This window comes from Aliiglaciecola litoralis, assembly GCF_039523355.1.
Lineage (GTDB): Bacteria > Pseudomonadota > Gammaproteobacteria > Enterobacterales > Alteromonadaceae > Aliiglaciecola > Aliiglaciecola litoralis.
This window is the reverse complement of the sequence record NZ_BAAAFD010000004.1, coordinates 83,870-109,373: the sequence shown is the minus strand read 5'-3', so window position 1 is coordinate 109,373 and position 25,504 is coordinate 83,870. Positions and strand designations below refer to the sequence as shown.

The window sequence follows — 25,504 nt, the reverse complement described above, 5'->3', positions numbered from 1 at the left end:
CTTTATTCAGGCAATTCCATGATACCGTCAATCTCAATTTGAGCGTCTTTAGGAAGCGCGCGCACACCGATGGCTGCACGTGCAGGATAAGGCTGTTTGAAATATTGACTCATCACTTCATTAACCACGGCAAAATTAGATAAGTCAGTGAGATAAATGTTCACCTTAACGAGATCATGAGTAGTACCACCGGCCGCGTTACAAACAGAGGTGATATTTTCAAACACTTGGATTGCTTGCTGTTTAAAATCATCGGAAACCATTTCCATGGTTTCAGGAACCAATGGAATTTGGCCAGACAAATAAACAGTAGTACCAGACTTAATGGCTTGGCTATATGTACCAATAGCTTGCGGGGCCCGGTCGGTTTTAATTACGGACTTAGACATATTATTTTTACCTTAATTTTGTCGATTTTGACTATGTCGAGATACTTTCTGCACTTCTGGCATAGAGCGGATCTTACGCATCACTTTTGCCAAGTGCACTCGATTTTTGGTGGTTAACTCTAGATCAATATAATAAACGTTACTTTCTTTTTCTTCGGTTTGCAGGCCAATAATGTTGGAATCGCAGGAAGCGACGTTATTGGTCAATGTTGCAAGTGTGCCTTGATGATTGATTAGCTCAATGCGCACCGCGGCTTTAAATTCGCCCTGAGCTTCGCTATCCCACTGCATCGGCAGCACCCGTTGCGGCTCTTCTTTACTGAGTTTTCGAATATTACTGCAGCCAACTTGGTGGATCACCATGCCGCGACCGGGACTCAATATAGCAATAATTTCATCACCGGGAATAGGGTGACAACAACGAGGATAGGTTACCAGCAACCCTTCGGTGCCTTTGATCGCCACATTACGGTTCTTATCCGGCAACTCTTCAGACTCACCGAGTAGGCGGCGGGCGACAATGGCACTTAATTCATTACCTAGACCGATATCGGCGAGCAGTTCATCAAAGGTGTTATGTTTGGTTTCAGCCACCACCCGATCGCGATCTGCTTGTGGGATATCATCGAATTTAGTCGCCCCTAAGGCATGACGCAACAAGCGATTCCCCATGCTAATGGCTTCTTGCGAATGTTGACGTTTCAAATAATGGCGAATGTTAGCGCGCGCTCTGGCACTGACCACAAAATTCAGCCAATTTGCGTTAGGTTTGGCCCGAGGAGAGGTAATAATCTCAACGGTTTGACCATTTTCCAACGGTTTATTGAGGGAGTAATTACGTCGTTCTACGCGCACGCCAACACAAGAATTTCCAACATCAGTATGCACCGCGTAGGCAAAATCAACTGGCGTTGCACCCATGGGCAATTCGATGATCCGGCCGTCTGGCGTAAACACATAGATCTCTTCAGGAAATAGATCGGTTTTCACGTTTTCAATAAATTCAAATGACGAACTGGCGCTTTGTTGAAGCTCAAGTAAAGATTGCATCCATTTGCGAGCCCGTACCTGTGCGGTGGTGCCCTGCGGAGATTCGCCGTCGTCTTTGTACAACCAGTGTGCCGCAACCCCTTTATCTGCCATCTGGTCCATTTCCTTGGTACGGATTTGGATCTCTACCGGAATACCATGAGGACCAATCAACGATGTATGCAATGACTGATAACCATTGGTACGTGGGATGGCCACATAGTCTTTAAAGCGACCTTCGATGGGTTTGTACAGTCCGTGCATTGCGCCTAACGCCCGATAACAGCTGTCAACGGAGTCAACTATTACCCTAAATGCATAGATGTCCATCACTTCGTTGAACATCAGTTCTTTGTTCTTCATTTTACGATAAATGGAATACAGGTGCTTTTCGCGCCCTACTACGTCGGCCTGCATGCCATTGGCGGCTAGGCGCGTTTCCACTTCTTTGCGGGTATTTTCAATAATTTCTTTACGATTGCCACGAGCTTGTTTAACCGCACCTTGTAAGGCCCGATGACGCAGCGGATACATAGCATGAAAGCCCAAGTCTTCGAGTTCATTCTTAATGTCGTGAATACCCAGACGGTGGGCAATAGGTGCGTAAATCTCTAAGGTCTCGCGCGCTATCCTGCGGCGTTTATCCGGTCTTAACGACCCCAAAGTCCGCATATTATGCGTGCGGTCAGCCAGTTTGATAAGGATGACGCGGATATCTTGCACCATCGCCATCATCATTTTACGGAAGTTTTCAGCTTGCGCTTCTTGTTTGGTGCTAAATTGAATTTTATCTAACTTAGACACGCCTTCAACCAATTCCGCTACGGTATCGCCAAATTCTCGTGATAAATCATCTTTATCATAAGCGGTGTCTTCAATGACATCATGCAGTAATGCCGCCATGATGGTTTCATGATCGAGTCGCATATCCGCAAGAATACCGGCAACTGCCACTGGATGCGTAATGTAGGGATCGCCACTGGAGCGCATTTGACCGTCGTGGGCGTCATGGGCTAAAACGTAAGCACGCTGAACATCTGCTACTGTTTTGGCAGATAAATAGTCACTTAGTTTATTTTTGAGGCCTTCGAACAAATACACTTAGTTCACATCAGTCATTAATTGATAGTGAAAGAATACGGGGATTTTGTTGGCTTGTCAGCCGATATGTTGATCCTGAACTGCACTGAGTTCAGGATCAGCGAGATTTTACTCAGAAAGGATGTTGGCAACAGAAGAATATTCTGCTTGATCACTTTCTTGTTGGTCACGGATCGCTTCCGCTTCTAAGGTAGACGCATCAACAAAGCCTTGCTCTATTTCACGTAACGCAACTACGGTTGCTTTGTCGTTACCCATAGGCACGTGAGGCTCTTTGCCTTCTATTGCAATTTGACGAGCGCGCTTGGCAGCGACTAAAACTAGATCAAATCGGTTGCCGATTTTATTTACTGCATCTTCAACTGTAACGCGAGCCATATTCTTCTCTCTCCGGTGTTCGGTTTTTGTACGGGTATTCTATAAAAGGTCGAGTAGTTTACGTTTTTATTGGCCTGAAGGAAAGATCTTTGATGTTTCTGAGCCTGTTTATTTTGCCAACAGATTGGAAAACAGTCCTTCATGGCGTATAACTTGCTTTTCTTTTCGTAGTCTGCGGGCACTTACTATCGCGTCAAGCTCTTCTAGAGCTGAATCGAAGTCATCATTGATCACAATAAAGTCGAATTCATGATAATGAGAAATCTCACTGACCGCTTTTTCCATGCGCTGACTGATCACCTCTTCAGAGTCTTGATTTCGCGCCGTTAAGCGCCGTTTAAGCTCTTCTTTTGAGGGGGGCGCCACAAAAATAGTCGCCGTATCTGGAATTTGTGCTTTCACTTGTCTGGCACCTTGCCAGTCGATGTCTAAAAATACGTCGATACCTTGTTGCAGCGTTTTCTCAATCACCACTTTGGATGTACCGTAATAATTACCGAACACTTCTGCCCATTCAAAGAACACACCTTCTTCGATAAGGCCTTCAAAGGTTTCCCGAGAGACGAAATGATAATGCACACCGTCGATTTCGCCCGGTCTTGGCGCTCGGGTGGTATGCGACACGGACACCTGCATCCGATTGCCATGCATACCGCTACTAGCATGTCGTTGTAACAGTGCGTTTATCAAACTAGATTTGCCCGCACCTGATGGGGCAGCGAGAATAAACAGGTTTCCTGGAGCGTTTGCCATAAAAATATCAAAAAATACTGTAGTAAAGATTCGGCAATGTTAGCATATTCTGAACGTTTACCTAATGAGGCAATTCAACCAATGAACGACAGCCAATATCATCAACTTGTAGATGATGTGTTTTTACAGCTTGAAGACGCATTAGATGAATGCGAAGTTGACATCGATTACGAGTCAGCCGAAGGAATTTTGACTTTGATTTTTCTCAATTCCACTAAAATTATTTTGAACAAACAGGCTCCTTTGCATCAGCTATGGGTAGCGACTAAGTTCAACGGTCACCATTTCAATTACCAAGATGGTACTTGGATTGATGAGCGCACGGGTGCCGAGTTTTGGTCTTTTATCGACGAAGCCGCCAGCAAACAAGCAGGCGAGCCGGTTAAGCTTTCTTAAGGTTGTGAAAAGGAATTTTAGTTATGACAGATAATCTGTTGCCTTTTGTCGAAGTAAAACCGAACAAACCCTACGACGCCGTGGTTATTTGGTTACATGGGTTGGGCGACTCCGGAAACGGTTTTGCCCCCATTGTGCCCGAGCTTAAGTTACCAAATGATTTGGCCATTCGCTTTGTGTTTCCTCATGCGCCAGTGCGCCCCGTTACCGTCAACAACGGTATGCCCATGCGCGCATGGTATGACATAAAAAGCATGGACTTTAACAACCGTGCAGATGTGGATGGGGTGAGAGACTCTACCGAGCAAGTTAAGAAGCTCATTGAAGCCGAGCGCGCTCATGGCATTCCGAGTGAGCGCATTTTGTTGGCGGGATTTTCACAAGGTGGTGTGATTGCGCTTAATCTAGGCACTCGTTATCCAGAAAAACTGGCGGGAATTTTGGCACTTTCTACCTACATGAGCGAGCCCGAAAAGTTAGCCAATGAAGCCCTAGATGTGAATAAAACCACCCCCATCCTGTGTGCTCATGGGCAACAAGACGAAGTTGTGCCGTTGTTCTTAGGCCACGCAGCTTATAAAGTGCTTGAGCAAAATGGTTTTTCTGTGGAGTGGAAAGAATACGTGATGCAGCACAACGTGTGCATGCAAGAGCTAAATGACATCTCGGCTTGGATCCAGGGTATTTTTAAGTAGGTCAAAAAAGTGTCATCCCCGAGGCCTCAAAAAAAATGTCATCCCCGAGGTCTCTTGATCGGGGACCTCCTTAAAAGTACTCAGAGGCTAACTACAAACAGGCATCTAAAAGATCCCGGCACAAGAGCATTACCGGGATGACAGATTAAGAACGAGCACTGCCGCGATGACACGTCACCGTCATCCCCGAGGCGCTCAAAAAATGTCATCCCCGAGGCGCTCAATCAGACCGTCATCCCCGAGATCTTTTGGTCGGGGATCTCATAAACAATCCTCCGCAGTTAATTACAAACAGGCATCTAAAAGATCCCGGCACAAGAGCACTACCGGGATGACAGATTAAGAACGAGCACTGCCGCGATGACACGTCACCGTCATCCACGAGGCGCTCAATCAGACCGTCATCCCCGAGGCGCTCAATCAGACCGTCATCCCCGAGGTCTTTTGGTCGGGGATCTCATAAACAATCCTCCGCAGTTAATTACAAACAGGCGTCTAAAAGATCCCGGCACAAGAGCATTACCGAGATGACAGATTAAGAACGAGCACTACCTGATGACAATAAATGGAGAGCATTACCGGGATGACGCTACAATCCATCATATAGGTCACGCCACTGTGGATTAGTTTTTTCAATCAACTTTATTTTCCATGCCCTATGCCATTTTTTAAGTTGTTTTTCTCTGCAAATGGCGTGGTAGTTATCATCAAATATCTCGAAATAAACCAGACTATGTAAATTGTATTTCTTTGTGAACCCGTCAGATTTGCGTCTTTTATGCTGATAAATTCGCTGTTTTAAATTTGACGTTACGCCAACGTAAAGCACGCCTAAGGGTTTGTTTGTCATTATGTAAATATATGCATTAGCCATCCTTAGCCTCCCTTCAGTTTACTATAGCTAAGGAAAATCAGGCTGTGGTGCAGTTTTTTGGAAGATATTGGCACTGCGTGCGCCCCTAAGAGCATTACCGGGATGACATTACACTCTGTCATCCACGAGGCGCTCAATCAGACCGTCATCCCCGAGGTCTCTTGATCGGGGATCTCATAAACAATCCTCCGTAGTTAACTACAAACAGGCGCCTAAAAGATCCCGGCCCAAGAGCTTTGCCGGGATGACAATAAATGGAGAGCATTACCGGGATGACATTACACTCTGTCATCCCCGAGGTCTCTTGGTCGGGGATCTCATAAACAATTCTCCGTAGTTAATTACAAACAGGCGTCTAAAAAAGTACTCCGAGGCTAAGTACAAACAGGCGTCTAAAAGATCCCGGCCCAAGAGCTTTGCCGGGATGACAATAAATGGAGAGCACTACCGGGATGACATTACACTCTGTCATCCCCGAGGCGCTCAATCAGACCGTCATCCCCGAGGTCTCTTGGTCGGGGATCTCATAAACAATCCTCCGTAGTTAACTACAAACAGGCGTCTGGAAGATCCCGGCCTAAGAGCAATACCGGGATGACAATAAATGGAGAGCAATACCGGGATGACAATAAATGGAGAGCACTGCCGGGATGACAATAAATGGAGAGCACTGCCGGGATGACAATGAATGGAGAGCACTGCCGGGACGACAGGTTAAGAACGAGCACTACCTTATGCCAAATCATTTATTAGCGTCCACGTTTGTGATTTATTTTCATCCGCCTGTACCAATCCACTCTGCAAAACTCTAAAATGGTCTCAAAGAATATTGGGAGTAGTCATGAAACAACGGGTCGTACGGATCGCCACGCGCAAAAGTGCTTTGGCATTATGGCAAGCAGAGTTCGTAAAAGCTGAGCTGCTAAAGGCACACCAGCATATTTCGGTAGAACTTGTCCCCATGACAACCAAAGGTGATGTCATTCTCGACACACCGCTTGCAAAGGTCGGTGGCAAAGGACTCTTCATCAAAGAATTAGAAGTTGCCATGCAAGAAGGCCGGGCCGATATTGCCGTTCATTCAATGAAAGATGTCCCAGTTGAGTTTCCTGAAGGTTTTGGTCTGCATGCCATTTGCAAGCGTGAAGATCCCACAGATGCATTTGTGTCTAACCGGTTTGCAAGTATCGACGACCTACCGCAGGGCGCAGTCGTGGGTACCTCCAGCCTCAGACGCCAAGTTCAACTAGCCGCCCGTCGCCCCGATCTCACAATCAAAGATCTTCGCGGTAACGTAAACACCCGATTAGCCAAGCTCGATGACGGCCAATACGACGCCATCATTTTAGCCTCGGCCGGTCTTATCCGGTTAAAGATGCAAAACAGGATCACCCATCAAATCGACAGCAGCGTTTCTTTACCCGCGGTAGGACAAGGTGCGGTGGGGATTGAGTGTCGAAATGATGATGCTGAACTGATCGCCTTATTACAACCACTAAACCATGATAAAACCGCCACCTGCGTGATTGCAGAAAGAGCCTTGAACGCCAAGTTACAAGGCGGCTGCCAAGTCCCTATTGGCAGTTTTTGTGAATGGCAGGCGGATCAGTTACATCTGCGCGGTTTAGTCGGCTCTGTTTCTGGTAAAGGCCTTATTCAAGCTCAGCAAACCGGTGATAGTATAGATCCAATCGCATTAGGAGAGCGCGTTGCCCAAGCATTATTAGACTTAGGTGCGCAGGCCTTTTTGCAAGAAGCCTATCAGTAATCAAATGAGTGTTTTACTGCTGCGTCCCAAAGAAAAACTCATCGCCAGTACCGAGTTCCTTAAGCAGCACGGCATTTCAGCTGTGGGGGTGGGGTTAATTGAAATTGAACCAAACATCGAAGACTTAGCGGCTTTTAAGCGCGAGTTAACCCAACTCCCAACAGATCCAAAACATCGCTATTGTGCTATTTTTGTCAGTACTCATGCCGCCGATATTGTCGTAAAAAGTGCAATAACATGGCCAGCGTCAGTTAAGTTATATGCTGTTGGACCAAGTACCGCAGTAAATCTCAATGAACTCGGTGAAAAAGTAACAGTGCCAGATATAGCTAATTCTGAAGGCTTACTCGAATTACCCGAGCTTCAGGATATGCAAAATAGCACGGTTTTTTTGGTTAAAGGCGAAGGTGGACGGCCACTACTGCCAACTGAACTCACCGCTCGCGGTGCTAAGGTGAAAGAAGTAAACTTATATCGTCGTCATCGCTGTGAGCCACCAATTGAAACGCAAGCATGGCAAAGATCGCAAATCCAATGCATAGTCGCTACGAGCGGCGAAATCATGCAAGTTGCATGGGAAACATTTGATAAATCGTGGTTAAAAACACAAACTTGGATAGTAGTTAGTCGACGTTTGGTGGAATTTGCGGCTAAACTGGGGATACAGAAAGTCATTCAAAGCGAGGGGGCAAGCGATACCCAGCTGAAAGACTCAATCAATCATTTTTTGGAGCGCTAAATGACGCAGAAAGATCCATCTAATTCTTCTGATGAAGAAAACAAAGCACTCGAAATAGAGAATGCGTCTTATCTGGAAGTAGAAGAGTCAGCAACCATGGAGGAGCAGGAGCCGATTCCAGAGGATAATGTTGAACCTAACAAAAAAGCCAAAACCGGATTGCTTTGGTTCGTTACCCTAATTAACTTCTTACTGGTACTGGCGGTAATTGCCGCAGGTTATTGGGCATGGATGCAATGGCAAAATCTAGATAATTCGGAAGATAATGCCTTAGTTGAGCAAAAGAACCTGCTCACCCAACAACAAAGTGCGTTGAGCCAGCAAAGCCGCGAAATTGAGTCGGTCAATGCCAATGTCGATAGTCTGGCTCAGCAAAACCGAGCTTTGCAACAAGAGTTGGCCTCGCTAAATGAACAAATCGCCATGGCTCGTCAACAAAGTGACACCAACCGCAAAAATTTAGAAGATATATCGGGCCGCAGACCAGCCGATTGGTTACTTGCCGAAGCTGACTACCTAGTGCGTATCGCTGGCAGAAAATTGTGGCTAGAACGAGATGTTAAAACGGCCGTGGCCATGTTACAGGCAGCGGATAGCAGATTGCAGGATCTTTCCGACCCCTCGCTATTGCCCATCAGACAATTTATTGCCAGCGATATTCAAACGCTGCAACAAATCAATCAAGTCTCATTAACCTCAGTGGCGCTGTCGGTATCAGGCTTAGTGCAGCAGGTCAGTAACCTGCCGCTATCCTTGCCCGAGGCTCAATCCGATAATGCTAAACCTGAAGAAGTAGAAGGCTTGGCTAGAATTTGGGCGTATATTTTAAGTAACTTTAAATATCAGGTGAACACCACGCCGATTAAACCGCTCTTGTCTGATCAACAGCAATGGTTAGCCAGAGAGCAGCTTAGATATGCCCTGCTGCAAGCGCAATCTGCGGTAATGCAAGAACAAGTCACCTTGTTTAAGCAAAGTATTCAAAGGGCTATCGGTTTACTTGTCGAGCATTTTGATTTGGACGCTGACGAGGTGGTTAACTTTGCTGCGGCATTGAAGAATCTCGAAATGACGTCGCTAGAGCGCAACTATCCAGAGCAATTAGATTCCGCAACACCGTTGCAAGATATGCTTGAGCGCCGAATGAACAATTCATTTTCAAACGGGAAGTTTGAACTATGAAAAAAATTCTGTTGCTGATCATAATCTTTATCCTCTTTATCAGTGGATTGGTGCTAGGCCCTGCGCTGATAAATTATGAAGGTTACTTTCTGATCGTACTGGAAAGTGTCACGCTGCAACTTTCTATCTTTGGCCTAATAGCAACCGTCATTGTTTTGTTCTTAGCCGGATGGTTGTTGTTACTGATCACCAAAGCGATCATTTCATTCCTAATGGGCACACAAGACTGGCTATTCGGCTTTAGTGAAAGACGCCGACAGAAAGCCTTTCGCCAAGGTCTAATTTCCTTAGCAGAAGGAAACTACCTCGAAGCGCAAAAACGCTTGAATAAGGTGGTCGATGAAGACGACTTTGACGGCATCAATATTCTTGCACTTGCAGAAACTGAATCGCAATTGGGTAACAACGAACGCGCCAGAGAACTGTGGGCGTTTGCTGCAGATAATGAGCCAACTCGTTTAGCAGCGAATTTGTGTATTATCCGTGATCTAATGTTCAGAGAGGAATGTAAGCAAGCACTTACATACATAGAGCAGCTTCCGGAGAAATCTCAATCCGATCCAAGCATTATAAAACTATGGGCCCATGCACTTGATCAAACCCATCGTTATGGACAGTTGAAAGAGAAGCTACCAAAATGGAAAAAGGCTTTAGGCGACGAATATGACGTTTGGCAGCTCAAAGCATCTCAAGGCGAATTCGCCGAGCTTGCCAGTAAAGAAGGAGCGAATAAGTTAAAAGAGAAATGGCAAACCCTGCCTCGCTCAGTAAGAAAAGAGCCTGGCCAAGTTGCCGCTTATACGCAAGAGTTGATCAACCAAGCCATGTTTGAAGAAGCGCAAATGGTGTTGGTTAATAGTCAAAAAAATGGGCCGGTTCCTGTGCTCTATTCTATGTACCGACAACTGAAAAATTTGCAAACCAACGGCGCCATAAAACAACTCGAAGGCTGGTTAAAAAAGGACGACAAGAACGTCGACATTTTATCAACTTTGGGCCAACTGGCGTTCAATTTGGGTGATCATTTGCTTGCCGAAAAAGCCTTATCCAAAGCCATCAAATTAAGAAATGACAGACGCGATTTATTGTTACTGGCGCAGATAAAAGAAGCACAGAAAGACAATGCTTACGCGTTGGAATTGTACAAACAGACGATCGTTTAGCCAGCACTAAAAAATAAAATAGTCATCGCTACATTAATTGATAATAATCCACTTTATCTTTATGTAACGATGACTACTTTAATCTTAATTAATTACAAGTCTCCAAATGCAGCCTTTTCTGCGAATTTACCCACAAACCTTGTCATAATAGCTTTTGTAGTATTTAATACATAAATACTTTTCATTATCTGAATATTTATATAGTGACTGATACAAATATAACTTCGAAACGCGGCAGACCGAGAAAATTAGATCCAAAAACAGGATTAGATCAGGCCTTAGTGTTGTTCCAAAAACACGGATTTGAAAATGTCAGCATTGCCGAATTGTGCGCCACACTGGCAGTGACACCCACCAGTTTGTACGCCACTTTTGGCAACAAAGAATCGCTCTTTTTGCAGGTGTTAACTTTGTATGAAAGTCGTTTTTTTGAACAGCTCGATAAGGTACTCTCACAAGCAGAAAATCCATCACAAATGTTTCGTAACAGCATGGAATTTGCTCTCGATCATTTCCTTAATGTGAATCAACGAACAAGCTGTTTAATCCTCCTTGGCGATACCTATTGCCGACAAGAAAATGTCAATCAACAAATCCAAAATAGCAGGAGCAGATTGGTCGATAAAATTCAAAAACGCCTCACCGCCCTCGGCTCAGAAAGTGCAGCTGAGTTAGCCGATGTGTTACTCACCCTGATGCGCGGTTTAGCACTATCATCAAAAACAAATGTCGATGAAGATCAGCTTTACACCTCACTAGAATTTTTCTGTACCGCGTTTGAATGTTAGCAACAGGTGATGCTGATTTTGAAATTGCTGATAAAAGATCACCGCACAAATTGCCGCAAAACCCTATCATCATGAAACGGTTTCACTCGGCAACGATTTGGTTATATCGCTTAAAAAGAAAAATAACTTCAACTTAATAAGTTAGTACTTACCAACAAAAGTGAACTTTGAACCGTCTGTAATTTAGACGAAGTCTTACAACTTAATAAGTTATCGAAAATAACAGTGGAAAAGCTGTCGGTTTTCATTATGATCGACCCCCTTCCAGTGCACCCGTAGCTCAGCTGGATAGAGCGTCGCCCTCCGGAGGCGAAGGTCACAGGTTCGAATCCTGTCGGGTGCGCCATTTAAAGTCGAATCAAGTCTTCTCTTCTAAGTTCACTAAAGCACTCAACACATCCTTTAGCGCACCTGATAGGTGAGAACCTGTGCGGTTCGACAAATTTGTCGGGAACAAATTTGGACGTGCGCAGCACGGTCGCGAAGCGACGAAGCACAGGGATGTGCAGAGCAATCCTGTCGGGTGCGCCATTTAAAGTCGAATCAAGTCTTCTCTTCTAAGTTCACTAAAGCACTCAACACATCCTTTAGCGCACCTGATAGGTGAGAACCTGTGCGGTTCGACAAATTTGTCGGGAACAAATTTGGACGTGCGCAGCACGGTCGCGAAGCGACGAAGCACAGGGATGTGCTGAGCAATCCTGTCGGGTGCGCCATTTAAGTTCAACTAATCTTTTCTCTAACGCTGTCATCCCCAAGACGCTCTTAGGTGCGCACGCAGTGTGGGGATCTCATAAACAGTACGCCGTAGTAAACTACAAACAAGAGCCAACAAGATTCCGGCACAAGAGCACTACCGGGATGACGAAGCAAACACACTGTCACTCTCGGTCCCCAAATAACCGTCATCCCCGAGGCTCCTTTATACCGTCATCCCCGAGGCTCAATAACCGTCATCCCCAAGACGCTCAAAAAATCGTCATCCCCGAGGTCTCTTGGTCGGGGATCTGGTAAACAGTGCGCCGTTGTTAACTACGAACAGGCTTCAAAAAGATTCCGGCCCAAAAGACTGCCGGAATGACAACGCATGAACGCTACCGGGATGACATGTCCCCTCACGCTTTTAAGAAGCTACTTACTTTCCTCATACAATTGAGCGTGCACTCCGTAATTACTTGCCCGATATCTTCATCAAAAAGCTCGTTTGCTGCTTTGAGAGTGCCATTTAAAGCCGATTCTACGTTCGCTTCTAAGAATGCTAAGATGGATAGTGTTTGCTCCTCATCTATCCCCTGTGTTTTTCCATGTTCAGGCCAGTGCCTAGCCTGAATATCGTTCCATTTGTAGTGTTTGTTCTTGCTATGGACTTTCATCGCCATCTTTATTTTCTTTGGCTGGATGTTGCCCTGACCAAAGTATGGGTAAGCGCTCAACACGTCATAAAATGGAGTTAGTCTATACCCATCTTGATTGAGGGCGATACTGAAGTTCTTTGCGTGCCCATCAATTGCAGCAAGTATCCAGAACACGATTTGCACCTTCAAAAACTCTAGCTTATCTTCGTATGCGTTTCTTGATCCAGACAGCAACTCCATAACCTGCTGGGAACCCGGGCCGCCTTTATCCTCGTATTTCGAGCCACTGACTTTCCCTAAAGCCTGACAAATATCTTCTTGAGGAAGTCGGATAATATTGTTCTCATCCAGCCTGCGGTCAAAACGCTCTACTATCAGTACTTTTTGATCCTCAAACTGCGCTATCTCACAGTTGGCGACATTCATTCCCAGTTGTTGCATGAATGTCTGGCAGAACCATTCGTTATCTACACTTGAAGATAGGTCTATTCCCATGCTCTCGTGATGAAAGATAGGTGGTTTGAATATGTGTGTAGTTGGGGTTGAGCCGTGTGGCCGACACCACTTGCCGCCCCACTTTGTCAGTGCAGTCTTTTCCTGAGCACCAGCAAGAGAAATTCTGAAGTCATCATCTGATTTCATACCCAACATTTTTTCAAGTCGAGTTTCTCTTATGGCTTGCGCGACTTCACCTTCAGACAGAGGGGTGAGCGACAGCGAAGGCATTTCTCCAGTTAAGGGCTCAGTGGTGAACGTGAGCGCACCCACACAATCCTTTCCTATCTTGGCTAACAAGTCGAATGGCTTATCACTTTCTGCACCCAATCGGTCCGTCATGTGTTTTCTGATAGCGTCTGCGTCGGGCAGTAAATTGTCAAAGTAAGCATGAACGGCGTCATCAGATATTTCTGATTCTTGCATAGGCAGGCTCAAGGATATTGCGCGACTCCCTTCAATAGCTAACCATTCTGGGTCGTATTTGAAGCTCATGCGACCCTTTTTCAGGTAAAGCTCTCCTACGGAATAGCCATTCATAGAACAGTAAAGTGTTCGCGTATGTGATTTTCGTCCCATCAGAACCCCAGCCTGGGTTTCCCAGTTATTGCTGACACTTTCTTATTGTGGGAAAGCTTGTCAATGTTAAAGTCTAGATCTAACGCTGCACATACTTTGATAAGCATATCGATAGTAATTTTCTCGGGCTTTGTTTCCCAGTTGGAGATGTCCTTTTGGAACACACCAATCCGCTCCGCCAGATCGGTCTGAGTCCAATTGTGGGATTTACGACTGTCTTTGATAATGGCGCCCAAATCTTTTGGTGTGTTAATCCTCATATCTACCTCGTCTATACACATCTGCGCAAACGCTTTATACTAATTTTAGTATAAAACGAAAATATACCCAATTCAGTATAAAATAGAATATACCGAATTTAGTATAAAATCAATTTATACTAAATTCGGTATACGAAGAGTTAGACTAATAGGTGAGAACCTGTGCGGTTCGACAAAGCCAAACACAGTGTCATCCCAACTCCTGTCATCCCCGAGTCCCAATAACCGTCATTCCCGAGGAGCTCTTAGGTGCGCACGCAGTGCGGGAACCTCCTTAACAGTACGCCATAGTTGAATACAAACAGGAGTCAAAAAGATTCCGGCCCAAAAGACTACCGAAATGACGAAGCAAACACACTGTCATCCCACCTCCTGTCATCCCCGAGTCCCAATAACCGTCATCCCCGAGGTCTCTTAGGTGCGCACGCAGTGCGGGGATCTGTTTAAAGTCACGGAAATATCAAATAGAACCCAGCAAAGCTTATTGACCAACACAATCCACCGCTTAGGTTTTTCGTGTCTTAGCCGCTGTCAATTTTAATGGCTAACGCAATTTATAGAAGATCCTTACACCACCTCTAGATGTTTGCTCCTCGTTAAATTCAAACAGCTCAGTCGCTAACATAAAATCTTTTAACTTTTCAAAACCATAGTTTGCATTTAACAACGCAAGCTCATCTGGAATATTCTGCTTTATTATCTGACCAGCCGAACTCAACAACACCCATCCATCTTCGTTGCCAAGTTGATTGGCAATATCGACCAGAGCCATTGCTAACCGGCTTTGCGTCAAAAAATTTAGATCTACTTCTCGCCTTACCTCGTCTGAAGCAAAATAGCTGGCCAACTCCTTTCTCCCTTTATCAAGCGCTTCAACTAAAGACTGAATCTCTTTAATTTTCCTTCGAATAACTTCACTCTGTGTATCAAGTTTAATGCTCAGTTCATCGCAGCTCGATTTAGATTTTGTATCAAATTTGGGAAGTAAGTGATGAATAAGCTCGTTTCGCTCGCTAACAAATTTCTTCCAAGCTACCTCTTGAGAAGCATAACTCTTCGAGTCTGTTTCAATACTGAAGCTAAAAGAAATATAAGCTTCTTTCAGTTCTTCGGGTTCATTTGAGTCAGCTTCATGATCAGGATTGGAACTCTCCAAAAATTGACCAACTAACTGACCCATTGTTTGATTCTTGATTGCTTTTTCTTTTTTAGCTTTATTATTCTCCAATTCACTTGCTAAGCCTGACCAATTTCCATTAGCAACGACATACTTTAATAAGTATTCCAAGTGTTGAAACAGCATCATATTTCGGCCAATTTTTCGCAGTACATCATCAACCAAGTCTTTTAACTCCATTACAAAGCTCCTTGTCAAAATTTGATATTTATCTAAACAACCACCGCTTCACGGCATCCATATTTTGGATCACGATCTGTTGGGCTCTGGGATCGGCGGCAATCACGTTCATGTCGATGCGCATCATTTGCAGCAGGTATTGCACCAATGCGCCTGCAACTCCTTTAAAGCCTGCTGGTAAACATTGTTGTCTTGCGCCATTTGAAACCGCGCTAAATCAAAAGGATCGGGATACTTGCTACTTCTTTTTAGTTGATATGTCTCTTGCCTATAAAATAATTTTTCAATATATTACCTGTACTTATGTACACAATTGGAATGTTTACCTAAATTGAAAATAACATGGAATCCAATAGATTCGGAAGAAAAGGACTTGTCAAAATTCTTTAAGTTAGGTTTCAGTTGGCAGGATGCCAAACGTATATCCATCTTTTACACCACAGACGCAGCGATTAGTGCAAGTGTTTTTTCACTTGGTTTAATTTGTAGGGACCTATGCGATGAATCAAAAAATGATAAGGCTTTGCACTTCACTAGATTAGTGAATAATGCTAGTGACTATTTAAATAAATGTCATTCATGCCAGTTCAAATGCCAACCAGAGAAAGTTAATTGTAATCGACTTGAACAAGCAATTCCTCGTTATAAAAAAATTGGTGATTCAAAAGTATATGAAATTGAATCTTTTGATCTCGTCAATCGAACCATTACCGTTAGCACAATTAAAAAACCTACAAAGCGCAATCCAATTCACAGCAAATTAAAATCGACGATTATAGAAAACTACAGCGATAGTTGGCATATCCACGGCAAGCCTAGTTTAATTCCTAGCGACAAAACACCTAAACTTGGTTCACTTTATAGTGACCTAACTCAAGGTTTAGCGGTTAATACTAATTTAGCTCATAGTTATTCTCAATTGAGCTTGGTAAGCTCAAACAATCAGCTAGTTCACAGACTTAATGAAGTAGTAGTTAGTATTAACGGATGCGAAGAAATCTTAGGTGAATTATTAACGTTAGCAAATGATAGGGTTAGTCGAATAAATTCCATAACTGCTTTGAATCAACAGGGCATTGAGTTTATTTCATCATCCAAAAGCGTTATTTACACTTGTTTGTATTCGGCCATGAAAACGATAGAAAAAAATCGTTTAAGAGATTCTGAAAAATTTATCTTCTTAGACCCTTTGGAGTCTGATAATAAAATTGAGGAGTTGCTAGCTTATATATCCTCCAATATTGATTGGTTAACTCTTAACGATTCAAACACGCAAACTGTAGCGTCTGCTTTGGGGCTCAGTGATGCTGAGGTCATCTTATTGGATGAAAATTAATGAATATTGCTAAATCAAATTTATTGTTAAATCAGCAAAATTTTTCAATCCTAGAAATTGAAATAGTATCAGATTATGTTTCTAATATTCGCAGTTCAGTGTTCAAAATACTGTCAATATTATTAGATAGCGATTATTTGGAACTTGCGAAGCAACTTAGAAGGAATATTTTCTACAATTTAAAAGTTCCTCAAAATGATTGGAGAACAATATTCATAAACACTCCATTTGCCCAACCAGAAAGTAATACTCTTGCCATCTATGGAGAAGATATAGCTGGCGCAATTAGTGACATTAATAATAATCTCAAGCATGTAAATTCATTTGGAAACCCATTAAATAAGGCGTTCTATGATTTTTTGGCTCAATGTAAAGAAGATGAAAATTGCGTTGTTTTTACAGAGAGTAAGTTTAAAGATGACTTTCAATTATTAATAAACAGTTTCGGTATTTCGTCTCTAAATATCAAAGTAATTTCTACTATAAGCGAATACAAAGAGTTAGAGAAATTCAACACTCTATTAATTGTTGGGAGCATTAGAATCGATGAATATTCAGCTATTCCTAATTTCTTTTTGAGAAATATTAAATTTCATCGGCTTGCCCAACTTAGGTGGAGTGGTCAAAAAAATGATTATTATGCGTTCCTTACTCCTATATCTCGTCTAAGACAGCTTTTTTCAGGAGAGGCCCCTCCCTTACCTTCTATTGAAATTCAAAAAATGATTGTCAAATTCAACTGCGACTTACCCAAATCAGTAATATTTCAGGAGGATATTGATGAATTTGAAGTTTATAAAAAACTTTCGTTAGATAGTTTTCCAGCTTTATGTTTTAAATTATTTCAAGGTAAGTCGGTACTCTACTCCCCTAACTCAAAAATAATAATAATTGTTAAAGAATCTAACAAAGCTTCTGTTCAACACATGAAGGCTGCCGAGGCAGCAAATTTTGTTAATGAGAATGTACTCATTGTTTCATTTGACATTCCAGATAAATACTCGCGTAACCGTGCTGACAAGGCTCAATGCTATCAAAGTATTTGGAAAAGTGTCTTAATGGAACAAGATTTTGACACCTTTTTGGGGGAGCTCGAACGCTCAAATATTGGATTGAAAAATTTAAGTTCTTGTGTGAGTGATTGGTGTGAAATTTCTGATAATGTAGTTAAAGCGCCGCAAGAAAAAGAAAACTTTTTGATTTTGTTGGATTGTTTGAAGATAGATATTCTCGCAAACGTTGGCATTAATGTTGATGACTTTGGAGCTTGGGCAGAAGCTGCTTGGGGAGAAGTCCTATCTTCCAGAGGTGAGGCGATTTCCGAGGGATTACAACATAGTTCTGAATATGAAGAGCAAGTCTATCAAGCTATTAATAAGTTGATAAAAGAACACTCAAATTCTATAGATCCACTTATAAAAGAAGGATTCACGATATCTGTAAATTCTGAGAAATGTGATGTCGAGTTGCATCAATTGCAAAGTACTGAATATGGTTATGAAGTACCGAAGAAACTATTGAAAAAAATTATAACTGCACAAGAATCCCGTTTTTATAGATAGTAAAGGATTACGTAATGAGGATAATACCGCAAAATTACAGTGAAAATACGCCCCCTGGAGAAAAGGACGTCTTCAATTTATTTTCACAATCTAATAGCAATTGGGTGGTTTTTCATTCGATTGATATTGCTCCATTCACAGGGCAACAATATCGAATTAGGCGCAGAGAAATAGATTTCATTGCGATCATTCCTGAGGTAGGAATACTTTGTATCGAGGTCAAATCTCACAACTATATTTCATTTGATGGAGGAGGCTGGCGGCCAGACTCTATTAAATCATCGCCTTTTTCACAGTCAAGTGGCGCGTCAGCTGCTTTTTTTAAGGCCCTCATGAACTATTGGCCCGAAGCAAAGAAAATTCCTGTTGTCTCCTGCTGCATCTTTCCTAATGCAATCTTTGAGTTAACACCAAATATTCAGGTGAATAATTGCGAGCTTATGGACTCAAGAGCCTTTAGAAGCTTAAAACATGCTGATGAATTTACACATCAACTGAAGGCGATGGCAATACAATCAATTTCCAATGCCTCTAATATATCTACAATGTCTAAGCCTTTAAATGGTAAAGAAATCTCAAAAATAGTAAAGCTTTGTCAACCATTCAGCACGGTTAAACAAACGCCCAGAGAAGAGATTGAATTTCGAGATTCAAAAAATGAAAGTTTGCTTATTGAGCAACAAAGGGTTGTGTTTCAACTATTCAAATTAAACTCGAAAGTGCTCGTAAATGGTGGAGCTGGGACGGGTAAAACCCTAATTTCAATAATGGTGGCTGAGGAGTTAAGTCGCCGAAACTTAAAGGTTGGAGTTTTCTGTTTCAATAAGCTTGTTGGTGATTGGCTTAAAATGCGTTTAGATAATCACAAGAATTTTGTTGTAGGATCAATAAACTCAGCATTAATCTCGCATTGTAAAATTAGTCTTCCTAAAATTCCTGATCAAACATTTTGGTTAAATGTACCCCTGAAGATAGCTAGCTATTTCCAAAATCAACCTTCAGAAAAATTTGACGTTTTGATTGTAGATGAAGCACAAGATATTTTAGGTAATGACAACTGGTTAAATTGTCTAGAGCACTCAGTTGAAGGGGGCTTGAAAGGAGGGAAGTACCTTTTTCTAGGTGATTTTGAAAACCAGCTTCTTTTCAATAAATTAAATCTTCAAATCAACCTTGAACTTCTTGAGATTGAATATTCACTAACTAAATGGCTTCTATCTGAGAATTGCAGAAATTACGAAGAGGTAGGTGAAAATGCTATCCGTTTAGCTGGAATGGAAGAAAGTCCATACAGTAATTATTTAAAAAAACACAAACCAAGTATCTCTTTGTATGAAATTAAAACATTTGCAGAGCCCATTGAGCAAATTGATGAGATAAATCTAATTGTAAAAGGGTTTTTAAATGAAGGATATATGCCTAGCGAGATAACTTTAATGTCATTTAAACCACTAAAACAATCGACTATTAAAGTAGGTGACAGGTTAGGTAGTATAGGGGTTAGAAGAAACGCTATAGGTAGCGAAGACTTAGTGCTTGAATCAATTTACACGTATAAAGGTATGGAAAATAAAATTATTATTTACTTTGATGTTGAAGTTTCAAATACCGAAATATGTCGAGATTTAATGTACACAGGTATTACAAGAGCGACAGAAGCCGTGCGTCTTTTTGTGAATGAAAGAAGTAAACAAATACTAGTTAATTGGTTAATGTCTTAATAAAAGGAACTTTGGAATGAGTATGATCAAAAGTAGGGCTGCACTAATAGAAGCAATTAGAGGAGAGCTTATTGGACCATTCAGATCAATAGATACGCCATCAAAGGTGGAGTTAATTAATAACGAATTTGAAAGAGAAATTAGTGAAAATGGTACTGTTTTTTGGACGGATCAAAACGGCGTCAATCAAGAAATCGTTTATTACAAAGGAGAGAGTCCATTGCAAAACTATGCAATTGGCTTGTTACATCCAAACATTTTTCAGGATCCCAATCAAAATCTTGCATCAGACATAACTTTAAAAACGAAAGATGAAATCGAGTATCTCGAGGAAATATCTGAAAAAGAATCTAACAAACTAGGAAAAAGAATTAGAGAAGACAATAGTCCTAATTCGCTGGAAGGAGAGGATTCACAAGACTTTGAATTAAGTAATACTGACGCTAAATCATCGTCCAACATGGCAATATCCGTTTTTGCCCAATTTGAAACTACAGGTAAGTTAGTCGTTAATTTACCTAATTCAGTTTTGTTTGATTGGCAAAAGTCTGACGAAGCCTTTTTAGTTAATGGCAGGTATTTTAAGTGTAAACACGTTTATAAAGATGGGAAAGGTATTGAGAAGAAACGCGATGCTTGGGCGCGCAATAGTGCTTTTAAGAATGATTGCTCTGTATCGATTGATGTAAGTCAATTAAAGCATCAAGAAAAAATTGTAATTTGTCGAGAGGAGATTTTACCGAAAGATAGCCCTTTAAATATTTGCTTAGAGGTTTATCCAAGAATCTATCAAGGCAAATGGCTTATTACAATTGTCTTAAGAAATATGGCAAATAATCATAGAGATAGGATATCTTCGACTCTTTTTCAATCATATTTCGAAGTTGCTTTAATTGATGGTGACTTTTTACCTTACCCTGTTAGTCAAACTACAGCAGGTTTTGAAGGAGACGATGAACTTTCTTTAAAGTTACTTTATTCAAATGACTCTACTTGGGCAATTGGACATGGAAGTGCTGCAGGATGGCAACTTGGTGATAATGGCTTGCCAAAGAGTATATTTTTGGATGTCTTACCCACATCAGAATTACCAAGTATGACGCCAGATATTTCAGACCAATACGGTAATCAAATTTCATTGAAAATGAGAGATTGCGCCAATTTACCAGCAGATGAAAGTGACTCAAAATGGAATCCAATCAATAAGATTGTTAGCGAGTTTGAAAAATGGATTATCAATCGTGAAGCTGAAATAATTCAAGTATCGCCAGAGTTACAAAGTGTTGCATATAAACATATGGAACGTTGCAGGTATAGCTTAGAGCGCATGAAGACAGGCTTAACCTTGTTAAAAAATGATGCTAATGCTAGAGAAGCATTTAGGTTGGCAAACTTGTCAATGATGTTGCAACAAATTGGGTCTAAACAGATAAAGCCTAGGGCCTTAAAGTTCAATCCTCCAAATAGCGTTTACCCAGCTAATACACTTGAAACGCCATGGGATATTTATCGTAATGGTACGGAATCAGATCGATTAGGTAAATGGCGTGCCTTTCAGATTGCCTTTTTGCTTATGTCATTAAACGGTGTATCAGATTGCGATGATGAGAATAGCCTAAATGATAGGGAGCTTGTGGATTTGGTATGGTTTCCAACTGGTGGAGGCAAAACAGAGGCGTACCTTGCTGTTGCTGCGTATTACATGTTTCACCAACGCTTGCTTATCCGCAACGATGATGTTTTAACGCGAGACGGAACTAATGTATTTATGCGTTATACGTTAAGAATGTTGACTACTCAGCAGTTTCAAAGAGCGGCAAGTCTTATATGTGCTATGGAATATATCAGGAATGAATCTCAATCAAACCAAATCATTACAAAGAATCCAATAAAAGGAAAACGTTTCACTTTAGGGCTATGGCTAGGCCGCTCAGCATGTCCTAACTCCAATAAAGAAGCGCTGGATAGATTTCGAAAATTTAAGAAAAGTGAGGATTCGGTTTCTGAAGGGAATCCCTTAGTTATCAATGAATGTCCTTGGTGTAAAAGTCAAATTGGTAAAGCTGATTCTTCAGAAAAGCCAAGGAGCATGAAAGATACACATTGGATTGATATTAGAATTAAAGGTTTTAGAGAAATAGGGGCAGGCCGAGACAAAAAGATTTCACTCGCTTGCTCGGATACTAAGTGCCACTTTGGCGGACGATTTGAGGAATCATGGTTACCAATAGAGGTAATTGACGAGAATCTTTATGTCAATCCTCCAACAATGTTTATAGCGACTGCCGACAAGTTTGCAATGCTTGCATATCGACCTCATGCTGGGGCGTTGTTTGGCAAAAAAATAAATGGCAATGAAGTTATTAATTGTTCGGTGCCGCCAGGAATTATTATTCAGGATGAGTTACATCTTATTTCAGGACCACTTGGAACGATGTATGGAGCGTATGAAGCAGTCTTAGAAGACTTATGCACGTACAAAATGGAAAATGGGAAAAAGAAAAAACCAAAAATAATTGCAAGTACGGCCACAATTAGTGGTGCTAAAAATCAAATAAAATCGCTTTATGATCGTGACCAACTTCAATTATTTCCTAGCCCAGGAATTGATATGGGAGATTCGTTCTTTGGTAAATATGCTATGCAGGGCAACAACAAAAGAGCACATGGTCGTTTGTATCTTGGCCTTCTCGCAGAGTTTGGTTCGGTGCAAACTACTCAGGTCAGGTGCTTTTCTTCGTTAATTTTTCACGCAGCGTGTTTAGAAAAAGAATTTCAAGATCCTTGGTGGACTCTTCTATGTTTTTATAACAGTATCAGGGAGTTGTCCGGCGGTAGAACTCTATTTGATTCAGACATTCCAGCTCGTTTAAAGTACCTCAACTCTAAATTAAATATTCCCCCAGCGAAGCGTCGATATATCCAAAAAATTTATGAGCTTACAAGTCGGCTTTCGCAGTCTAAGTTGGTTGAATTGATGGATGAGTTAAATAAGGGGTTTGCTGACGGAGAAAAAGCGCCTGCTGACGTATGCTTGGCTTCTAATATAATCGAAGTTGGTGTTGATATTGATCGACTATCGGTTATGTCGGTAATTGGACAACCAAAAAACACTGCACAATATATTCAAGTTACTGGCCGAGTCGGCCGCCGTTGGGATACCCAACCAGGTTTAATCACAACAATATATAATCCGTCAAAAAGCAGGGACAGGTCTCACTATGAGCAATTTGCTAGTTATCACTCGAGATTATATGAGCAAGTTGAGGCTACATCCGCAACACCATTTTCAGAGTCTGCAATTTATAGGGCTCTACCAGGAGTCTTGCTGACTTGGGTGCGACAACAAACTTCAGAAAGCATAGAGTCTCGAGGTAAGTACGAAAGTTTAATTAAGGAATGCAAAAAGATAGTTTTGGCTAGATGTCAGTCAGTCTTAGATTCTGAACCAGATGAATTGAAAAGAGCTGAAAAGGCAATCGATAATACGGTAAAGGATTTGATAGAAAAATTGCAAAAGGGCCCAAGTGAATGGGAAAGCTATCCACCAGATGTTGATGAAGACTATTTAATGCTTTGGCCTGGACAATTCTATAAAGATGTACAGAAACGAAAAGGAGTATTGGTTTCTTCAAGTATGCGCCAAGTAGACTCTAGCGCTTTATTTGAGATATGTGATGAATATGGAGATGAAGAATGTCAGGAAAAGATATAAGAATTAATCAACTAATTGCCCCATTTGGACCAGGTAGCATTTATATAGACAATTACGGTACGCCATTAATTGTGGGTGGATTAGATCATTGGATGGAGCGTTACGATGGCAGCTCATGGACGGAATGCGAAGAAAAAAACGAATTTTTGATAGCAGAAGGACGATTGTCCACTTTGCTGGAAATTCCTTTGTTTTACACTCCTCCCTATTACACATATCAAGATAAGCAGAATAATAAATTAACAATACCGGTTATGAGATTTCCTACTTGGTATACGAATAGGACAGGTGAGTTAAAACAGTTTCCTTTACACCGTAAATTTCTACCAAGAGGTGAGTTTTGGAAACCTGTGCGTTTCGTAGCATTTTGCAAAAATGGTCATATAACTGATTTTCCATGGAAGCAGTGGATAGGTTGCTTGTGTGAGTCGGACACTCATTTAAAAATTAATGATTTTGGGGGAGCAGACCTTAATTCAATTAGAGTTTCTTGTACAAATTGTAAAAAATCGGAAACATTGAGAGGTGCGACGTCTAGAAGTTCAGGGGATGGTCTTTCTCCAATGCAAAGAGCTGGTATTAGCAAGTGTAACGGCGACAGGCCATGGTTAGGAGAATATGCATGTAAAGAGGATTGTAATGAAGAATTAGTTGGGGCATTAATTAGTCAGACAAATTTGTATTACTCTAAACAAGTATCATCTATTTTTATTCCACCAGTAACTTCAGATCCAGATGTACAAAATATGCAGAAAATCCTAGATGAGAATGCTCAATTACTGGGAATTGCTAAAAATTTGTTTGCTATGGAACCGGATGAAGCGTGTGATATGTTGCGTATCAAACTAAAGAAAATTCATTCTAACGTAGTCTATTCAGATGAGGTTATTACTAAAGCATTTCGAAATATAACTTCGAAAAATCCAGAATTAGGCCTCAATTTTCAACCACCCAATCAAAGTGAATCATCATTGCTTGCATATAGAAGAGTTGAATTTAACTGTCTGTCCGCAGCGGTTAGTAGCAATCAAAAAGAGCTCAAAGTCTTAAGTTCAAAAGTACCCCCCAAATTTGCTAACTACCTATCTAAAATTAATTTAGTAAATCGACTAAGAGAAACAAAAGTGTTTTTGGGTTTTGACAGACTTGAGCCTAACCCACAAGAGCCAGCCATCATGGCTCAAGATGCTCTAAAGCAGTTATTCAAAAAAAGGCCTGACCAAGCATGGTTACCAGCTGTGAAATCTTATGGTGAAGGTGTTTTTATTGAAGTTGATAATTCGGAAATTGAACGATGGATAACAAAATATAAGAATCAGTTATTTGAGAGAATTGATGATTCATTTGTAACAAGACTCGCCGAGCATTGGATTATATTAGAGCCATTGGGGGAGCTTACAAAAGAGTGGGCTTTGAAATATTTATTAATACATACTTTTTCTCATATTTTAATAAAAGAGTTCGTCTATCAATGTGGTTATAGTACAGCTGCCCTAAAAGAGAGATTGTATATTTCGAGTGACAGCAACTCCCCGATGTCTGGAATACTTATTTACACCGCGTCCGGAGATTCAGAGGGTAGTTTAGGTGGCTTGGTAAAATTAGGACATCCATTACAATTTGAAAAAATTATTAGCAACGCGATTCATAGAAGCGCTTGGTGTTCTACGGATCCTGTATGCTCAGAAAACCTTGGTGCAAAAGGGGCTTCGCTTCTGAATTTATCGGCATGTCAAGCCTGCTCTTTATTACCAGAAACAGCTTGTGAGGCAATGAATAACGCATTAGACCGAACTCTTTTAGTTGGCACGCCCGAAAATAGAGAAATTGGCTTTTTTGCCGAATTTTTAGAAAGCGAAGGACAGTAGT

General features: G+C 41.6%; 21 protein-coding genes and 1 tRNA gene. 13 read left to right on the top strand and 9 right to left on the bottom strand.

What is annotated here, in order from left to right; translation table 11 throughout:
- Positions 1 to 2 precede the first annotated feature (2 nt).
- The 4 genes from ABD036_RS09000 to gmk form a co-directional block, all read right to left on the bottom strand.
- On the bottom strand, positions 3 to 389 hold the full coding sequence (locus ABD036_RS09000) for a RidA family protein (RefSeq protein ID WP_343858910.1): 387 nt from the start codon (positions 387 to 389) through the stop codon (positions 3 to 5).
- A gap of 12 nt (positions 390 to 401) precedes the next feature.
- Positions 402 to 2,519, bottom strand: a complete 2,118-nt coding sequence (spoT, locus tag ABD036_RS08995) for a bifunctional GTP diphosphokinase/guanosine-3',5'-bis pyrophosphate 3'-pyrophosphohydrolase (RefSeq protein ID WP_343858908.1) — start codon at positions 2,517 to 2,519, stop codon at positions 402 to 404.
- A 108-nt stretch (positions 2,520 to 2,627) separates the two neighbouring features.
- On the bottom strand, positions 2,628 to 2,897 hold the full coding sequence (gene rpoZ / locus ABD036_RS08990; RefSeq protein ID WP_343858906.1) for a DNA-directed RNA polymerase subunit omega: 270 nt from the start codon (positions 2,895 to 2,897) through the stop codon (positions 2,628 to 2,630).
- A gap of 108 nt (positions 2,898 to 3,005) precedes the next feature.
- Positions 3,006 to 3,650: a guanylate kinase gene (gene gmk, locus ABD036_RS08985; protein ID WP_343858904.1), complete on the bottom strand. Its 645-nt coding sequence runs from the start codon at positions 3,648 to 3,650 to the stop codon at positions 3,006 to 3,008.
- Between the two features lie 81 nt (positions 3,651 to 3,731).
- On the opposite strand from gmk, the gene cyaY reads away from it, so the two are divergent.
- Together cyaY and ABD036_RS08975 are read left to right on the top strand one after the other, a co-directional pair.
- Positions 3,732 to 4,046 carry an iron donor protein CyaY gene (gene cyaY / locus ABD036_RS08980; RefSeq protein ID WP_343859297.1) on the top strand — a complete coding sequence of 105 codons (315 nt, stop codon included), beginning with the start codon at positions 3,732 to 3,734 and terminating at the stop codon, positions 4,044 to 4,046.
- 23 nt (positions 4,047 to 4,069) lie between these two features.
- Positions 4,070 to 4,741, top strand: a complete 672-nt coding sequence (locus ABD036_RS08975; protein ID WP_343858902.1) for an alpha/beta hydrolase — start codon at positions 4,070 to 4,072, stop codon at positions 4,739 to 4,741.
- Positions 4,742 to 5,330: 589 nt separating this feature from the next.
- Here ABD036_RS08975 and ABD036_RS08970 read toward each other — a convergent pair.
- Positions 5,331 to 5,615, bottom strand: coding sequence for a GIY-YIG nuclease family protein (locus ABD036_RS08970; protein ID WP_343858900.1), 285 nt, complete (start codon positions 5,613 to 5,615; stop codon positions 5,331 to 5,333).
- Positions 5,616 to 6,456: 841 nt separating this feature from the next.
- Between ABD036_RS08970 and hemC the strand changes: the two genes are divergently transcribed.
- The 6 genes from hemC to ABD036_RS08940 all read left to right on the top strand — a co-directional run bounded on the left by hemC (position 6,457) and on the right by ABD036_RS08940 (position 11,601).
- The gene (gene hemC / locus ABD036_RS08965; protein ID WP_343858898.1) at positions 6,457 to 7,383 is read left to right on the top strand and encodes a hydroxymethylbilane synthase; all 927 of its coding nucleotides are present in this window, start codon (positions 6,457 to 6,459) and stop codon (positions 7,381 to 7,383) included.
- A 4-nt stretch (positions 7,384 to 7,387) separates the two neighbouring features.
- Positions 7,388 to 8,122: a uroporphyrinogen-III synthase gene (locus ABD036_RS08960; protein WP_343858896.1), complete on the top strand. Its 735-nt coding sequence runs from the start codon at positions 7,388 to 7,390 to the stop codon at positions 8,120 to 8,122.
- Complete coding sequence (locus tag ABD036_RS08955; protein ID WP_343858894.1) at positions 8,123 to 9,304, top strand: uroporphyrinogen-III C-methyltransferase; 1,182 nt, start codon at positions 8,123 to 8,125, stop codon at positions 9,302 to 9,304.
- Positions 9,301 to 10,467, top strand: coding sequence for a heme biosynthesis HemY N-terminal domain-containing protein (locus ABD036_RS08950; protein WP_343858892.1), 1,167 nt, complete (start codon positions 9,301 to 9,303; stop codon positions 10,465 to 10,467). Before ABD036_RS08955 ends, ABD036_RS08950 begins: the two co-directional genes overlap by 4 nt.
- A 203-nt stretch (positions 10,468 to 10,670) precedes the next feature.
- The gene (locus tag ABD036_RS08945) at positions 10,671 to 11,255 is read left to right on the top strand and encodes a TetR/AcrR family transcriptional regulator (protein WP_343858889.1); all 585 of its coding nucleotides are present in this window, start codon (positions 10,671 to 10,673) and stop codon (positions 11,253 to 11,255) included.
- Between the two features lie 269 nt (positions 11,256 to 11,524).
- A tRNA-Arg gene (locus ABD036_RS08940) sits at positions 11,525 to 11,601 on the top strand.
- Between the two features lie 769 nt (positions 11,602 to 12,370).
- Here ABD036_RS08940 and ABD036_RS08935 read toward each other — a convergent pair.
- From ABD036_RS08935 to ABD036_RS19185, 4 genes are all read right to left on the bottom strand, one after another.
- A complete protein-coding gene (locus tag ABD036_RS08935; protein WP_343858887.1) occupies positions 12,371 to 13,684 on the bottom strand; it encodes a type II toxin-antitoxin system HipA family toxin in 1,314 nt (437 codons plus the stop codon).
- Positions 13,684 to 13,944 (bottom strand): helix-turn-helix domain-containing protein, encoded by a 261-nt coding sequence (locus tag ABD036_RS08930; RefSeq protein WP_343858884.1) that lies wholly within the window; start codon positions 13,942 to 13,944, stop codon positions 13,684 to 13,686. Before ABD036_RS08930 ends, ABD036_RS08935 begins: the two co-directional genes overlap by 1 nt.
- Positions 13,945 to 14,488: 544 nt before the next feature.
- A complete protein-coding gene (locus tag ABD036_RS08925; RefSeq protein ID WP_343858881.1) occupies positions 14,489 to 15,301 on the bottom strand; it encodes an OST-HTH/LOTUS domain-containing protein in 813 nt (270 codons plus the stop codon).
- A gap of 28 nt (positions 15,302 to 15,329) precedes the next feature.
- On the bottom strand, positions 15,330 to 15,446 hold the full coding sequence (locus ABD036_RS19185; RefSeq protein ID WP_486274170.1) for a hypothetical protein: 117 nt from the start codon (positions 15,444 to 15,446) through the stop codon (positions 15,330 to 15,332).
- A gap of 228 nt (positions 15,447 to 15,674) precedes the next feature.
- Here ABD036_RS19185 and ABD036_RS08920 point away from each other — a divergent pair, with 228 nt between their 5' ends.
- Genes ABD036_RS08920 through drmB form a run of 5 tightly spaced genes read left to right on the top strand, consistent with a single transcriptional unit; the run spans position 15,675 to position 25,503 of the window.
- Positions 15,675 to 16,637 carry a hypothetical protein gene (locus tag ABD036_RS08920; RefSeq protein ID WP_343858878.1) on the top strand — a complete coding sequence of 321 codons (963 nt, stop codon included), beginning with the start codon at positions 15,675 to 15,677 and terminating at the stop codon, positions 16,635 to 16,637.
- Positions 16,637 to 18,199 carry a hypothetical protein gene (locus ABD036_RS08915; protein ID WP_343858876.1) on the top strand — a complete coding sequence of 521 codons (1,563 nt, stop codon included), beginning with the start codon at positions 16,637 to 16,639 and terminating at the stop codon, positions 18,197 to 18,199. Before ABD036_RS08920 ends, ABD036_RS08915 begins: the two co-directional genes overlap by 1 nt.
- A gap of 14 nt (positions 18,200 to 18,213) precedes the next feature.
- Complete coding sequence (locus tag ABD036_RS08910; protein WP_343858874.1) at positions 18,214 to 19,920, top strand: nuclease-related domain-containing DEAD/DEAH box helicase; 1,707 nt, start codon at positions 18,214 to 18,216, stop codon at positions 19,918 to 19,920.
- 16 nt (positions 19,921 to 19,936) lie between these two features.
- Entirely contained in the window at positions 19,937 to 23,635 is a 3,699-nt protein-coding gene (locus ABD036_RS08905) for a helicase-related protein (RefSeq protein ID WP_343858872.1), read from the top strand.
- Positions 23,617 to 25,503 (top strand): DrmB family protein, encoded by a 1,887-nt coding sequence (drmB, locus tag ABD036_RS08900; protein WP_343858870.1) that lies wholly within the window; start codon positions 23,617 to 23,619, stop codon positions 25,501 to 25,503. The genes ABD036_RS08905 and drmB overlap by 19 nt, the downstream gene beginning before the upstream one ends.
- Position 25,504 lies beyond the last annotated feature (1 nt).

What these genes read in the sequence shown, in the direction of transcription:
- gmk (WP_343858904.1), bottom strand. Translation starts at nt 3,650, where the DNA reads ATGGCAAACGCTCCAGGAAACCTGTTTATTCTCGCTGCCCCATCAGGT.
- ABD036_RS08960 (WP_343858896.1), top strand. Translation starts at nt 7,388, where the DNA reads ATGAGTGTTTTACTGCTGCGTCCCAAAGAAAAACTCATCGCCAGTACC.
- cyaY (WP_343859297.1), top strand. Translation starts at nt 3,732, where the DNA reads ATGAACGACAGCCAATATCATCAACTTGTAGATGATGTGTTTTTACAG.
- ABD036_RS08975 (WP_343858902.1), top strand. Translation starts at nt 4,070, where the DNA reads ATGACAGATAATCTGTTGCCTTTTGTCGAAGTAAAACCGAACAAACCC.
- drmB (WP_343858870.1), top strand. Translation starts at nt 23,617, where the DNA reads ATGTCAGGAAAAGATATAAGAATTAATCAACTAATTGCCCCATTTGGA.
- ABD036_RS08950 (WP_343858892.1), top strand. Translation starts at nt 9,301, where the DNA reads ATGAAAAAAATTCTGTTGCTGATCATAATCTTTATCCTCTTTATCAGT.
- ABD036_RS08930 (WP_343858884.1), bottom strand. Translation starts at nt 13,944, where the DNA reads ATGAGGATTAACACACCAAAAGATTTGGGCGCCATTATCAAAGACAGT.
- ABD036_RS08970 (WP_343858900.1), bottom strand. Translation starts at nt 5,615, where the DNA reads ATGGCTAATGCATATATTTACATAATGACAAACAAACCCTTAGGCGTG.
- ABD036_RS08935 (WP_343858887.1), bottom strand. Translation starts at nt 13,684, where the DNA reads ATGGGACGAAAATCACATACGCGAACACTTTACTGTTCTATGAATGGC.
- ABD036_RS08955 (WP_343858894.1), top strand. Translation starts at nt 8,123, where the DNA reads ATGACGCAGAAAGATCCATCTAATTCTTCTGATGAAGAAAACAAAGCA.
- rpoZ (WP_343858906.1), bottom strand. Translation starts at nt 2,897, where the DNA reads ATGGCTCGCGTTACAGTTGAAGATGCAGTAAATAAAATCGGCAACCGA.
- ABD036_RS08925 (WP_343858881.1), bottom strand. Translation starts at nt 15,301, where the DNA reads ATGGAGTTAAAAGACTTGGTTGATGATGTACTGCGAAAAATTGGCCGA.
- ABD036_RS08905 (WP_343858872.1), top strand. Translation starts at nt 19,937, where the DNA reads ATGAGTATGATCAAAAGTAGGGCTGCACTAATAGAAGCAATTAGAGGA.
- hemC (WP_343858898.1), top strand. Translation starts at nt 6,457, where the DNA reads ATGAAACAACGGGTCGTACGGATCGCCACGCGCAAAAGTGCTTTGGCA.
- ABD036_RS08910 (WP_343858874.1), top strand. Translation starts at nt 18,214, where the DNA reads ATGAGGATAATACCGCAAAATTACAGTGAAAATACGCCCCCTGGAGAA.
- ABD036_RS08915 (WP_343858876.1), top strand. Translation starts at nt 16,637, where the DNA reads ATGAATATTGCTAAATCAAATTTATTGTTAAATCAGCAAAATTTTTCA.
- ABD036_RS09000 (WP_343858910.1), bottom strand. Translation starts at nt 389, where the DNA reads ATGTCTAAGTCCGTAATTAAAACCGACCGGGCCCCGCAAGCTATTGGT.